This window comes from Geodermatophilus sp. SYSU D00697 (assembly GCF_054050175.1).
The window spans coordinates 19,327-32,625 of the sequence record NZ_JBJGYV010000026.1 but is presented as its reverse complement, the minus strand read 5'-3'; the positions used below and the strand labels follow the sequence as shown (position 1 = coordinate 32,625).

The 13,299-nt window shown below is 73.7% G+C and carries 13 protein-coding genes; 11 read left to right on the top strand and 2 right to left on the bottom strand.

Annotation, left to right across the window (positions count from 1 at the left end; all coding sequences use genetic code 11):
• Window positions 1-94: 94 nt before the first annotated feature.
• The 7 genes from dnaK to ACI79C_RS19315 all read left to right on the top strand — a co-directional run bounded on the left by dnaK (window position 95) and on the right by ACI79C_RS19315 (window position 7,124).
• Window positions 95-1,972, top strand: a complete 1,878-nt coding sequence (gene dnaK, locus ACI79C_RS19345; protein ID WP_456947312.1) for a molecular chaperone DnaK — start codon at window positions 95-97, stop codon at window positions 1,970-1,972.
• Window positions 1,969-2,685 (top strand): nucleotide exchange factor GrpE, encoded by a 717-nt coding sequence (gene grpE, locus ACI79C_RS19340; RefSeq protein ID WP_456947311.1) that lies wholly within the window; start codon window positions 1,969-1,971, stop codon window positions 2,683-2,685. The genes dnaK and grpE overlap by 4 nt, the downstream gene beginning before the upstream one ends.
• A 19-nt stretch (window positions 2,686-2,704) precedes the next feature.
• Complete coding sequence (gene dnaJ, locus ACI79C_RS19335) at window positions 2,705-3,901, top strand: molecular chaperone DnaJ (RefSeq protein WP_456947310.1); 1,197 nt, start codon at window positions 2,705-2,707, stop codon at window positions 3,899-3,901.
• On the top strand, window positions 3,898-4,356 hold the full coding sequence (locus tag ACI79C_RS19330; protein WP_456947309.1) for a heat shock protein transcriptional repressor HspR: 459 nt from the start codon (window positions 3,898-3,900) through the stop codon (window positions 4,354-4,356). The genes dnaJ and ACI79C_RS19330 overlap by 4 nt, the downstream gene beginning before the upstream one ends.
• A gap of 47 nt (window positions 4,357-4,403) precedes the next feature.
• Window positions 4,404-4,895 carry a MarR family winged helix-turn-helix transcriptional regulator gene (locus ACI79C_RS19325; RefSeq protein WP_456947308.1) on the top strand — a complete coding sequence of 164 codons (492 nt, stop codon included), beginning with the start codon at window positions 4,404-4,406 and terminating at the stop codon, window positions 4,893-4,895.
• A gap of 109 nt (window positions 4,896-5,004) precedes the next feature.
• A complete protein-coding gene (locus ACI79C_RS19320) occupies window positions 5,005-5,478 on the top strand; it encodes a MarR family winged helix-turn-helix transcriptional regulator (RefSeq protein ID WP_456947307.1) in 474 nt (157 codons plus the stop codon).
• Window positions 5,479-5,543: 65 nt separating this feature from the next.
• Entirely contained in the window at window positions 5,544-7,124 is a 1,581-nt protein-coding gene (locus tag ACI79C_RS19315) for an MDR family MFS transporter (protein ID WP_456947306.1), read from the top strand.
• A gap of 165 nt (window positions 7,125-7,289) precedes the next feature.
• Here ACI79C_RS19315 and ACI79C_RS19310 read toward each other — a convergent pair whose 3' ends face one another.
• Together ACI79C_RS19310 and ACI79C_RS19305 are read right to left on the bottom strand one after the other, a co-directional pair.
• Window positions 7,290-7,730, bottom strand: coding sequence for an OsmC family peroxiredoxin (locus tag ACI79C_RS19310; protein WP_456947305.1), 441 nt, complete (start codon window positions 7,728-7,730; stop codon window positions 7,290-7,292).
• Window positions 7,731-7,807: 77 nt separating this feature from the next.
• The gene (locus ACI79C_RS19305; protein ID WP_456947304.1) at window positions 7,808-8,251 is read right to left on the bottom strand and encodes a MarR family winged helix-turn-helix transcriptional regulator; all 444 of its coding nucleotides are present in this window, start codon (window positions 8,249-8,251) and stop codon (window positions 7,808-7,810) included.
• A gap of 203 nt (window positions 8,252-8,454) precedes the next feature.
• Here ACI79C_RS19305 and clpB point away from each other — a divergent pair, with 203 nt between their 5' ends.
• The 4 genes from clpB to pyrE all read left to right on the top strand — a co-directional run bounded on the left by clpB (window position 8,455) and on the right by pyrE (window position 13,289).
• Window positions 8,455-11,040, top strand: a complete 2,586-nt coding sequence (gene clpB / locus ACI79C_RS19300) for an ATP-dependent chaperone ClpB (RefSeq protein WP_456947303.1) — start codon at window positions 8,455-8,457, stop codon at window positions 11,038-11,040.
• 214 nt (window positions 11,041-11,254) lie between these two features.
• The gene (locus tag ACI79C_RS19295; protein WP_456947302.1) at window positions 11,255-11,884 is read left to right on the top strand and encodes a hypothetical protein; all 630 of its coding nucleotides are present in this window, start codon (window positions 11,255-11,257) and stop codon (window positions 11,882-11,884) included.
• A 135-nt stretch (window positions 11,885-12,019) separates the two neighbouring features.
• Complete coding sequence (locus ACI79C_RS19290) at window positions 12,020-12,676, top strand: fasciclin domain-containing protein (protein ID WP_456947301.1); 657 nt, start codon at window positions 12,020-12,022, stop codon at window positions 12,674-12,676.
• Between the two features lie 58 nt (window positions 12,677-12,734).
• On the top strand, window positions 12,735-13,289 hold the full coding sequence (gene pyrE / locus ACI79C_RS19285; RefSeq protein WP_456947300.1) for an orotate phosphoribosyltransferase: 555 nt from the start codon (window positions 12,735-12,737) through the stop codon (window positions 13,287-13,289).
• The last annotated feature ends 10 nt before the right edge of the window (window positions 13,290-13,299 follow it).

Sequence of the window (13,299 nt, the reverse complement as noted above, 5' to 3'; positions counted from 1 at the left end):
GCAGGAAAGTTGAGTGGACCCCGCGCAAGGCGGGACCTCGACTCCCCGGACACCACAGGAACACCCCGGTACACACGGAAGAGAGGCCAGCTCCATGGCTCGAGCGGTCGGTATCGACCTCGGCACCACCAACTCCGTCGTCACCGTCCTCGAGGGCGGCGAGCCGACGGTCATCGCCAACTCCGAGGGTTCGCGCACCACCCCGTCCGTCGTCGCCTTCGCCAAGAACGGCGAGGTGCTCGTCGGGCAGTCGGCCAAGAACCAGGCGGTCACCAACGTCGACCGCACCATCCGGTCGGTCAAGCGGCACATGGGCACCGACTGGAAGTCGCCGGAGATCGACGGCAAGCGCTACACGCCGCAGGAGATCAGCGCCCGCATCCTGCAGAAGCTCAAGCGGGACGCCGAGACCTACCTGGGCGAGCCGGTGACCGACGCGGTCATCACCGTCCCGGCCTACTTCGAGGACGCCCAGCGCCAGGCCACCAAGGAGGCCGGTGAGATCGCGGGCCTCAACGTCCTGCGCATCGTCAACGAGCCGACCGCGGCCGCGCTGGCCTACGGCCTGGACAAGGGCGAGACCGAGCAGACGATCCTCGTCTTCGACCTCGGTGGTGGCACCTTCGACGTCTCCCTGCTGGAGATCGGCGAGGGCGTCATCGAGGTGAAGGCCACCGCCGGTGACAACCACCTCGGTGGTGACGACTGGGACGAGCGGATCGTCAAGCACCTGGTGCAGACGTTCAACGCCTCCAACGGCATCGACCTGTCCAAGGACAAGCTGGCCATGCAGCGGCTCCGTGAGGCCGCCGAGAAGGCCAAGATCGAACTGTCCGGCGCGCAGTCGACCAACGTCAACCTGCCCTACATCACCGCCGGCGCCGAGGGCCCGCTGCACCTCGACGTCACGATGACCCGCGCGGAGTTCCAGCGGCTGACGCAGGACCTGCTCGACCGCACCAAGGCGCCGTTCAACCAGGTCATCCGGGACGCCGGCATCACCGTCGGCCAGATCGACCACGTCGTCCTCGTCGGTGGCTCGACCCGCATGCCGGCCGTCACCGACCTGGTCCGCGAGCTGACCGGCGGCAAGGAGCCCAACAAGGGCGTCAACCCCGACGAGGTCGTCGCCGTCGGCGCCGCCCTGCAGGCCGGCGTCCTCAAGGGCGAGGTCAAGGACGTCCTGCTGCTCGACGTCACCCCGCTGTCCCTGGGCATCGAGACCAAGGGCGGGATCATGACCAAGCTCATCGAGCGCAACACCACGATCCCGACCAAGCGCTCCGAGATCTTCACGACGGCCGACGACAACCAGCCGTCCGTGCAGATCCAGGTCTTCCAGGGCGAGCGCGAGATGGCCGCCTACAACAAGAAGCTCGGCATGTTCGAGCTGACCGGCCTGCCGCCGGCGCCGCGCGGCGTCCCGCAGATCGAGGTCGGCTTCGACATCGACGCGAACGGCATCGTGCACGTCACCGCCAAGGACCTCGGCACGGGCAAGGAGCAGTCGATGACCATCACCGGCGGCTCGGCGCTCCCCAAGGACGACATCGAGCGGATGATGCGCGACGCCGAGGCCCACGCCGAGGAGGACAAGCGCCGCCGCGAGGAGGCCGAGACCCGCAACCTGGCCGAGTCGCTGCAGTACCAGACCGAGAAGTTCCTGGCCGAGAACGGCGAGAAGATCCCGGCGGACAAGAAGGAGGAGCTCGGCGAGGCCCTCACCGAGCTGCGCTCGGCCCTCGGTGGCTCCGACATCGCCGCGATCAAGGCCGCGCAGGAGAAGGTCGCCCGCGTCTCCCAGGAGGTCGGCGGGGCGCTCTACGCCCAGCAGGCCGAGGCGCAGAACGCGGCCGGTGCGGCCGGTGCCGGCGCGGGAACCCCGGGTGAGGCCGGCACGTCCGGTACGACGACGACGGACGACGACGTCGTCGACGCCGAGATCGTCGACGAGGACAACGACCGCCGATGACCGACAGGGAAGAGGAGCCGCGGGTCGTCATCCGCGACAAGCGGCGCATCGACCCGATCAGCGGCACCGTGCGGGAGCCGGCCGGCGAGCAGCCGGCCGGCGCCCGCGCGGGCGCACACGGACCGACCTCGACCGTGCCCGGCCCGGCGCAAGGGGAGCAGATGAGCGAGCAGGACACCGTCACCGGCCAGCAGCCGGTGGCGGACGACGAGGTCAGCCGGCAGCTGGCGGAGCGGACGGAGGACCTCCAGCGGGTCACCGCCGAGTACGCCAACTACCGCCGGCGGGTGGACCGCGACCGCCAGCTGGTGGTCGACCAGGCCGCCGAGCGGTTCGCCGCGCAGCTGTTCCCGATCGTCGACGACATCGAGCGGGCACGCGACCACGGCGACCTGACCGGCGCCTTCAAGGTGGTCGCCGACCGCGTCCTGGGGCTGCTCGACGGCCTGGGCGTGGAGGCGTTCGGGAAGGCGGGCGACCCGTTCGACCCGTCCCTGCACGAGGCGGTCATGCACGACACCTCGGCCGAGGTCGACGTCCCCACGGCGACGACGGTGCTGCGGCAGGGTTTCCGCCGCGGCGACCGCGTGCTGCGGACGGCGATGGTGGCGGTCTCCGACCCGGAGTCCCCGGCCCCCGCGGCCTCGCCCGACGGCGCGGCGGGGGAGGCGGCCCCGGCCGGTCCGGGCGACGGCGCGTCGGCGTCCGACTGATGCAGGAAGGGGGCGCCCGATGAGCACCCGGGACTTCATCGAGAAGGACTACTACGCCGCTCTCGGCGTCTCCCAGGACGCCGACGCGGCGGCGATCAAGAAGGCGTACCGCCAGCTGGCGCGCGACCTCCACCCGGACAAGAACCCCGGCAACGCCGAGGCCGAGGCCCGGTTCAAGGACGTCTCCGAGGCCTACGACGTGCTGTCGGACCCGAAGCGCCGGGCCGAGTACGACGAGGCCCGGCGGCTGTTCGGCGCGGGCGGGGCGGGTGCGCGCGCCGGCTTCCCCGGGGGCTTCCCCGGAGGGGGCGGCGGCGGCCAGCCCTTCGACCTCGGCGACCTGCTCGGGAACGCGGGCGGCGCGCGGGCCGGGGGGCTCGGCGACCTGTTCGGCGGGCTGTTCGGCGGCGGTGGGGCAGCGGGCTCGGCCCGGGCCCGCAGCCAGGCCGCGTCCGGCCCGGCCCGCGGCCAGGACGTCGAGACCGAGGCGACCCTGTCGTTCGAGGAGGCCGTCCTCGGCGTGACCGTGCCGCTGCGGATGCAGAGCCCGGGCACCTGCCCGACCTGCGCCGGCAGCGGCGCGCGCCCCGGTACCTCGCCGCGCACCTGCCCGGTGTGCCAGGGGGCCGGCGTCACCAGCCGCAGCCAGGGCGCGTTCGCGTTCTCCGAGCCCTGCCGCAACTGCCGGGGCACCGGCACGGTGATCGACGACCCCTGCCCGACCTGTGCCGGCAACGGCGTGACCACGCAGACCCGCACCATCACCGTGCGGATCCCGGCCGGGGTCAAGGACGGCCAGCGCATCCGGCTGGCCGGCAAGGGGGCCCCGGGGCGGCGCGGTGGGCCGGCCGGTGACCTGTTCGTCGTCGTCCACGTGTCCGAGCACGAGCTGTTCGGCCGCAAGGGCAACGACCTCACGCTCACCGTGCCGATCACCTTCTCCGAGGCGACCCTCGGGACGACGCTGACCGTGCCCACCCTCGACGGGAACGTGTCCCTGAAGGTGCCGCCGGGGACCGCCAGCGGTCAGACGCTGCGCGTCCGCGGTCGCGGCGTGCCCGGCAAGGGGCGCGCCGGTGACCTGCTGGTCACCGTCGAGGTGGCCGTGCCCAAGCGGCTGTCGCCGGCGGCCCAGGACGCGGTCAAGGTGCTCGACTCCGAGCTCGGTGACCCGCGGCCGCGGATCACCGCCGCGGTGAAGGGCGGTGCCCGGTGAGCGCCCCGGCCGACGGGGGCCGCGAGCGGCAGGAGGCCGGCCGGTCGGTCTCCGAGGACGCGCCGGTCTTCGTCATCTCCGTCGCCGCCGAGCTCGCCGGCATGCACGCGCAGACCCTGCGCCAGTACGACCGGCTGGGCCTGGTCCGCCCGGGCCGCACGCCCGGAGGTGGACGGCGCTACAGCCCGCGCGACGTCGCCCTCCTGCGGGAGGTCCAGCGCCTCTCGCAGGAGGACGGCGTCAACCTGGCCGGCATCAAGCGGATCATCGACCTCGAGTCGCAGGTGGAGGCGCTGCAGCAGCGGGTGCAGGAGCTGATCACCGAGCTCGAGGTGGCCGAGGCCCGGCGGATCGCCGCCGAGGCCGCCGTCCAGGCCGGGTACGGCCGCGACCTGGTGCCGCTGCGGCCCTCGACCTCGGCGCTGGTCGTCTGGCGCCCCCGGGGGGAGAGGTGACCGAGCGTGCGAGGCCCGGTGACGACCAGCGTCAGCCAGGAGGTGCCGTGACCGCCGTGGACCCGCACGAGGCGATCGTGCGCGTGGAGCGGGAGATCGGCCTGCTGCTGCGCCGCTCCCGGGCCATCTCCGCCCGGCTCTCGCGTGAGCTGCACCCGGACCTGGACGGCGCGGCCTACGGCCTGCTCGCCCTGCTGTACGACACCGGTCCGCTGCGCGCCAGTGACCTCGTCGCCCGGCTCGGGCTGGACAAGAGCACGGTCAGCCGCCAGGTCGCCTCGCTCGTCGGCCTGGGCCTGGTGACCCGCGAGGCCGACCCCGCCGACGGTCGCGCGCAGGTGCTGCGCACCTCGGAGGAGGGCACGGCGCGGCTGACCCGCATCCGGGAGGCCCGGCGCGCCCGCTGGGAGGCCGACCTCGCCCACTGGCCGACCGAGGACGTCGCCACCCTCGGTGACCTGCTGGGCCGGCTCAACCGCCTGGGTGAGGCGCGCGACAGCGCGGACGCGCTGGACCAGGAGAGCGCCGCCCGGTCCTGACCGCTGCGGGCCACCGGCGGTGGTGTTCCGTGCGCCACAGAAAGTTGCAGGTTGCAACCAACAAAAAGTATGGTTGCAGTCTGCACACACCTTTGTGGCGAGGAACCCCGTGCCCATCACCTCCGAGACCCGTGACCGGCTGACCGCCGGCCTGGCTCGCATCGTCCGCAGCGGGCGGCGCCTGAGCGCCCGCGTCGCCGACGCCGTCTCCGGCGACCTGCCGTCCTACGGCTGGGCGCTGCTCGTGCCCCTGGAGCGGGGCGGCGAGCAGCGCTGCAGTGCCCTGGCGGCGCGTGCGGGCATCGACGTCTCGGTGGCCAGCCGGCAGCTGGCCGTCCTCGAGCGCTCCGGCTACGTGGAGCGCCGTCCCGACCCGGCCGACGGGCGGGCGACCCTGCTGCACCTCACCGACGCCGGTGCCGCCGCCCTCGCGGGCACCCGCGCGGTGCGCTCCCAGTGGGCCACGACCGCGCTGGCCGACTGGGACGAGGGCGACGCCCGGCAGCTGAGCGGGTTCCTCGAGCGCCTCGCCGCCGACCTCGAGCGTTCGGCGGCCGCGTCCTCCCGCCGGGCCGTGTCGTGACCGGCCCCGCTCCCGCCACCGGCGGCGCGCCGCCGCTGCCTCCCCTCGAACCGTCCAGGAGAACCGTGACCAGCACCCTCGACCGGCCCGCCGTCGAGACCGCCCCCGCCGGGCAGCAGGGGCGGATGTCCCACCGGCAGATCCTCGAGGCGCTCTCGGGGATGTTGCTGGCGATGTTCGTGGCGTTCCTGTCCTCGACCGTCGTCTCCAACGCCCTGCCGACGATCATCACCGACCTGCGCGGCACCCAGGGGCAGTACACCTGGGTGGTCACGGCGACCCTGCTGGCCAGCACCGCCAGCACGCCGATCTGGGGCAAGCTCAGCGACCTGTTCAGCAAGAAGCTGCTCATCCAGATCTCGATCGTGGTCTTCATCGCGGGCTCGATGCTCGCCGGCCTGGCGCAGTCGGTGGACACGCTCATCGCCTGGCGCGTCCTGCAGGGCCTCGGGCTCGGCGGCATCCAGGCGCTGGTGCAGATCGCGATGGCCGCGATGATCAGTCCCCGCGAGCGGGGCCGGTACTCCGGCCTCATCGGCGCGGTGATGGCCGTGGCGACCGTCGGCGGCCCGCTCATCGGCGGCGTCCTGGTCGACACCGACTGGCTGGGCTGGCGCTCGGTGTTCTACGTCGGGGTGCCGTTCGCGGCCGTGGCGCTGGTCCTCCTCCAGCGGACGCTGCACCTGCCGGTGACCCGGCGGCACGTGCGGATCGACTACCTCGGTGCCACCTTCCTCACCGCGGGCGTGTCGGCCCTGCTCATCTGGGTCACCCTGGCCGGCGGCACCTTCGCCTGGTGGTCGGTCGAGACGGCGCTGTTCGTGGGCGGCGGGCTGCTGGCGATCGCGGCCTTCGTCGTCACCGAGCTGCGGGCCGCGGAGCCGATCGTCCCGCTGCGGCTCTTCCGCGACCGGACGACGACCCTGGCGATCGTCGCCAGCATCGCGATCGGTGTGGCGATGTTCGGCTCGTCGGTCTTCCTCGGCCAGTACCTGCAGATCTCCCGCGGCTACTCGCCCACGGCCGCCGGCCTGCTGACCATCCCGATGGTGGCCGGACTGCTGCTGTCCTCGACCGTCTCCGGCATCCTCATCACCCGCTCCGGCCGGTGGAAGCGTTTCCTGGTCGCGGGCTCGCTGCTGGTGGTCGCCGGGTTCGGGCTGCTCGCCACCATCGACCACGAGACCGACATGGTGCTCCTGGGCGTCTTCCTCTTCGTGCTGGGCGTGGGCATCGGCATGACGATGCAGAACCTGGTGCTGGCGGTGCAGAACACCGTCGCGGCCCGCGACCTCGGTGCGGCCAGCTCGGCGGTGGCCTTCTTCCGCAGCCTCGGCGGCACGATCGGTGTCTCGGTCCTCGGCGCGGTGCTCAGCTCCCGGGTCGGCGACCTGATCGCCCAGGGCCTGGCCGGCGTCCCCGGTGCCGCGCCGGCCGCCGCGTCCGGGGAGGTGGGCCTGGCCGACCTCGCCGACGCCCCGCCGGCGATCCGCACGCTGATCCAGGTCTCCTACGGTGACGCGACCGGCCGGATCTTCCTCATCTCCGCCGTCCTCGCGGTGGTGGCGGTGCTGGCCATCCTCCTCATCCGCGAGGTGGCGCTGCGCACCGAGAGCGGCGACGAGCGGCTGCGCGCCGGCCGCTGAACCGCGCACGACGAACCGCGGCCCGGCCCCTCCGGGGACGGGCCGCCGTCGTCCGTGCCAGGCCCCCTGCAGGGTCCCGCCGCAGGCCCCGTCCCGGGTCCCGCCCGAGCGTGCGAGGGGTGGGGAGGACGGGGTCCTCCTCCGGTGGACCTCCGGGGTGCCCCCTCAGCTCTCCAGCGTGGCGTCCAGCGTCATCTCCTCCACGCCGGCCAGGGCCTTGCTCACCGGGCAGCCGACCTTGGCCGCCTGGGCGGCCTTCTCGAAGCCGGCGGCGTCGAGGCCGTCGACCTCGCCGCGCACGGTCAGCCTGATGGTCGTGATGGTCGGCGCGCCGTCCTTCTGGCCGAGCGTGACGTCGGCCGACACCTCGAGGGACTGCGGCGTGCCGCCGGCCTTGCCGACCTCGTTGGACAGCGCCATCGCGAAGCAGGCCGAGTGGGCCGCGGCGATGAGTTCCTCCGGACTGGTGGTGCCCCCGGCCTCCTCGGCCGTGCGCTTCGGGAACGACACCTCGTAGGTGCCGACCTTCGAGCTGGACAGCTCGACCTGACCGGACCCCTCCTGCAGGGTGCCGTTCCACGCGGTGCGGGCAGTGCGGGTGGGCATGCGATCTCCTCCGTCTCGTACTCCTACGGAGGTCGCCCTACCCCGGTCGGTTGCGCGCAACCTCCGCAGACGTCGGGTCAGTCGCGGGTGACCCGCTCGGTGACCACCTGCAGCTTGGCCCGGAGGTCGGCGAACTCCTCGCGGTCGAGGTCGAGGGCGCAGATGATCTCCCCCGAGATGGACTCGGCCTCGTCGCGCAGCTCGCGGCCGGCGTCGGTGAGCGCGATCGAGACCGAGCGCTCGTCCTCCACGCGCCGGTGGCGGGTCACCAGGCCGGCAGCCGTGAGCCGCTTGAGCAGCGGCGAGAGCGTGCCGCTGTCCAGGGACAGGCGCGCGCCGAGCTGCCCGACGGTCTGGTTGTCGGTCTCCCAGAGCAGCATCATGACCAGGTACTGGGGGTAGGTCAGCCCGATCGCGTCGAGGAGCGGACGGTAACGCGCCGTCATCGCCCGCGAGGCGGCGTAGAGCGCGAAGCACAGCTGGTCCTCGAGGACAGCGCTCGGTGCCGGCAGTCGGGTCACGCCCCGCAGTCTAGGCCGCCCGCGAGTGGCGCTACCGGGGGTTGCCCCTGTGACGTCCTCGACCGGGTGAGGCCGTCCGGCTCTTGCGGCGAGGACACGCAGCGAGATTGAGTGGAACAGACTCAACTCCGCCGACGTTGGACGAGGCGACAACCCCCGGCCGGGTCCCCGGCCGCTCCCGGAGAGGACCGTCCCCACCGACCATGCAGAGCAAGCTCACCACCCGTTCGCAGGAGGCGATCGCGGCCGCCCAGCGGCTGGCGGTCGACCGCGGTCAGGCGGCCCTGGAGCCGCTGCACCTGCTCGTCGCCCTCCTCGAGCAGACCGACGGCGTCGCCGGCCCGCTGCTCAGGGCCGTGGGAGCCGACGCGGCCGACGTCCGCGCCAAGGCCGAGGCCGCCATCCGGCGGATGCCCAGCGTCAGCGGCGCGACCGTGCCGGCTCCCTCGCCGTCGCGCGAACTGCTGCGCGTGCTCAACGCCGCCGGCGAGCAGGCCAGTGCCCTCGGCGACGAGTACGTCTCCACCGAGCACCTCCTGGTCGGCCTCGCGGAGGTCGAGGGGGAGGCCGCCGCGGTGCTGAAGAGCGCCGGCGCCACCCGCGACGCGCTCCTGGCCGCCTTCCGCACCGTGCGCGGCAACCGCAAGGTCACCACCGCCGACCCGGAGAGCACCTTCCAGGCGCTGGAGAAGTACGCCGTCGACCTCACCGAGCGCGCCCGTGAGGGCAAGATCGACCCGGTCGTCGGCCGCGACACCGAGATCCGCCGGGTGGTCCAGGTGCTGTCCCGGCGCACCAAGAACAACCCGGTGCTCATCGGCGAGCCCGGCGTCGGCAAGACAGCGATCGTCGAGGGCCTCGCCCAGCGCATCGTGGCCGGCGACGTCCCGGAGAGCCTCAAGGGCAAGCGGCTCATGGCGCTGGACCTGGCGAGCATGGTCGCCGGCGCCAAGTACCGCGGGGAGTTCGAGGAGCGGCTGAAGGCCGTCCTGCAGGAGATCACCGAGTCCGAGGGCCAGGTCATCACCTTCATCGACGAGCTGCACACGATCGTCGGTGCGGGCGCGACCGGCGACTCCGCGATGGACGCCGGCAACATGATCAAGCCGATGCTGGCCCGCGGCGAGCTGCGGATGGTCGGCGCGACGACGCTCGACGAGTACCGCGAGCACATCGAGAAGGACCCCGCGCTCGAGCGGCGCTTCCAGCAGGTCTTCGTCGGCGAGCCCAGCGTCGAGGACACCATCGGCATCCTCCGTGGCCTCAAGGAGCGCTACGAGGTGCACCACGGTGTCCGGATCACCGACGCCGCGATCGTCGCCGCCGCGACCCTGTCGGATCGGTACGTCACGGCCCGCTTCCTCCCGGACAAGGCCATCGACCTGGTCGACGAGGCCGCGAGCCGGCTGCGCATGGAGATCGACAGCCGGCCGGTCGAGGTCGACGAGGTGGAGCGCGCCGTCCGCCGACTGGAGATCGAGGAGATGGCGCTGGCCAAGGAGGACGACCCCTCCTCGGTCGAGCGGCTGGTCGCCCTGCGCGCGGACCTGGCCGACAAGCGCGAGCAGCTCGCCGAGCTGACCGCGCGCTGGCAGCAGGACAAGAACGCGATCGTCCGGATCCAGCAGATCAAGGAGGAGCTCGAGCGCGCCCGGCAGGAGGCCGAGCGGGCCGAGCGGGACGGCGAGCTGGCCACGGTCGCCGAGCTGCGCTACGGCCGGCTGCCGCAGCTGGAGAAGGCGCTCACCGAGGCCGAGGCCTCGGTGGAGACCGGCGACTCCATGCTCAAGGAGGAGGTCGGCCCCGACGACATCGCCGAGGTCGTCCAGTCCTGGACCGGCATCCCCGCGGGCCGGCTGCTCGAGGGCGAGACCCAGAAGCTGCTGCGCATGGAGGACGAGCTCGGCCGGCGGGTCGTCGGTCAGCCCGACGCCGTCCGGGCGGTCTCCGATGCCGTGCGTCGTGCGCGCTCCGGCGTGTCCGACCCCGACCGGCCCACCGGGTCGTTCCTGTTCCTCGGCCCCACCGGCGTGGGCAAGACCGAGCTGGCCAAGGCACTCGCGGAGTTCCTCTTCGACGACGAGCGGGCGATGGTCCGCATCGACATGAGCGAGTACTCCGAGAAGCACTCGGTGGCCCGGCTGGTCGGCGCCCCGCCCGGCTACGTCGGCTACGAGGCCGGCGGGCAGCTCACCGAGGCGGTGCGGCGGCGGCCCTACACCGTCGTCCTGCTCGACGAGGTGGAGAAGGCGCACCCGGACGTCTTCGACGTCCTGCTGCAGGTCCTCGACGACGGCCGGCTCACCGACGGCCAGGGCCGGACGGTGGACTTCCGCAACACCATCCTGATCCTGACGTCGAACCTGGGGTCGCAGATCATCGCCGACCAGTCGCTCCCCGAGGAGCGGCGCCGGGAGGGCGTCCTCGACGTCGTGCGGGTGCACTTCAAGCCGGAGTTCCTCAACCGGCTCGACGACGTCGTGGTCTTCCGCGCGCTGGGCAGCGAGGAGCTGGCCGGCATCGTCGACATCCAGGTCGGCGTGCTCGCCCGCCGGCTGGCGGCCCGCCGGCTGACCCTGCGGGTCACCGACGCCGCCCGGGAGTGGCTGGCCATCAACGGGTTCGACCCCGTGTACGGCGCCCGGCCGCTGCGCCGGCTGGTCCAGTCGGCCATCGGCGACCAGCTGGCCAAGGCGCTGCTGGCCGGCGACATCCGGGACGGCGACGAGGTCCTCGTCGACGCGCCGGAGGACCTCTCCGTCGACGGGCTGACCGTCTCCCGCGGCTGACGGAGGCCTCCCTGCGCGGGTCGACCGGGCCCGTCGTCCCTCCCCGGGACGGCGGGCCCGAGGCCTCCCCGGACCTCCTCCCGTCGTCGGGTGTGCCGCGCCGCCCGGCGGGGCGTTCGTCGCGATCGGGTGTCGATCCGGGGCGGGCGCTGGCCCGGGGGCGGCGGCGTGGGTGATCATCGCGCCGACGTCGAACGGGACAGGAGCGCACGCGATGACCTCAGGGCAGGGCGGTCAGGACCCGCAGCAGGGGTGGCAGACGCCGCCGCAGGGCTGGCAGCCCCCGCCGCAGCAGGGCTGGCAGGCGCCGCCGCCGGAGCAGTACGGCTACGCGCCCGCGCCGTCCGCACCGGGCTGGCAGCCGCCCCCGGCTCCGGAACGGCCCACGACGGTGCGCGTCGGGATCGGTGCCTTCCTGGCCACGCTGATCCTGGGCGTCATCTCCTCGCTGGTGCAGTTCTCCGACCTCGACGGGCTGGTCGCCGAGACGGCGGCGGCGGCGAACGACCCGGCCCTGACCGAGGACGTCGTCCGGGCCAGCCTGGTCGTCGGCGCGGTGATCGGGCTGCTGCTGGTGGCGCTGGAGGCGCTGTTCATCTGGTTCGCCTGGAACGGGCGCAACTGGGCCCGCGTGGTGCTGTGGGTCCTCGGCGGGCTCAGCGTGCTGTTCGGCCTGAGCGCGCTCAGCGGGGCCGCGGGCGGCGTCGCGGGCTCCGGCTTCCTCGACTCCCTGTCGGTGTTCACGCTGCTGCTGACCGTCGTCGGGATCGTCGCGCTGGCGATGAAGCCGTCCAACGAGTGGTACGCCGCGGTGGGCCGGCGCCGGGCCGCGGGCCTGCGCTGACCGTCGCGGGCCTGCGCCGACCGTCCCGGGCCTGAGCGCAGGGCCGGCCGGGCGGCACGGACGGGCGTGGTGCCCGGCGGGTCGCGGGGAGCCGGGGATGATGGCGGCCGTCGAGGACGAAGGAGCTCCATCCCCGTGAAGCGCACCCCCTCCCGCAGCGCCGCCCTGCTCGCCGCCGTCACGGCACTGGCGGTCACGCTGGGCGCCTGCGGCTCCGGCGACCCCGCCCCCGGGAGCGACCCCGCCGCCGAGGGGGCCCCGGCCCCCGCGACGACGACGTCGGCCCCGGCCGTGACCGGGCCGATCGGGGCCGGCTGCGGGACGTTCCCCACCGAGGGCGAGGGCAGCATCCCGGGGATGGCCGACGACCCGCTGGCCACCGCGGCCAGCCACACCCCGCAGCTGTCGCACCTGACGTTCTTCGTCCAGACCGCCACGCTGGTGGACTCGCTCAACACCACCGAGGACGTCACCGTGCTGGCCCCGGCCAACCCGGCGTTCGAGGCGGTGCCCCGGGAGGTCCTCGACGCCCTGATCGGGGACACCGCACGGCTGACCGCGGTGCTCACCCACCACGTCATCGCCGGCCGGCTCGGCCCCGAGGAGCTGGCCGGGACCCACCCGACGATGGCCGGCGACGAGGTGACCATCGAGGGGTCCGGGCAGGACTTCACGATCGCCGCGGACCAGACCCTGGTGGGCGCGGCGGACGCCACGGTCACCTGCGGCAACCTGCAGACGGCGAACGCGACCGTGTACGTCCTCGACCAGGTGCTCGCCCCGGCCGCCTGAGGGCCCGGTGCCGGGCCTGCGAGGGGTGGGCGGAGCGGGTCCTCCTAGGGTCGGGTGCATGACGGCTCCCGTGAGCACCCCCGACCGCGACCGGCTGCTCGAGCTCATCGTCGAGCTCGCCGTGGTGCACGGGAGGGTCACCCTGTCCTCCGGGCGCGAGGCCGACTGGTACATCGACATGCGCCGGCTCACCCTCCACCACGAGGGCGCGCCCCTGGTCGGGCGGGTGATGCGCCAGCTGACCGGCGACCTGCGCTACGACGCCGTCGGCGGGCTCACCCTCGGCGCCGACCCGGTCGCGACGGCGATGCTGCACGCCGCGGCCGCCGGTGAGGGCTTCCTCGACGCGTTCGTCGTCCGCAAGGCCGGCAAGGCGCACGGGCTCCAGCGCCGGATCGAGGGCCCGGACGTCGACGGGCGCGCCGTCCTCGTGGTGGAGGACGTCTCCACCACCGGCTCCAGCCCGCTGGCCGCGGTGGAGGCGCTCCGGGAGGCCGGGGCCGAGCCGGTGGCGGTCGCGGTGATCGTGGACCGCGGCGGGCGGGCCGCGGTCGAGGCGGCCGGCCTGGAGTACCGCGCCGCCTACACCCTCGCCGACCTGGGCCTGGACTGATCATCGCGGG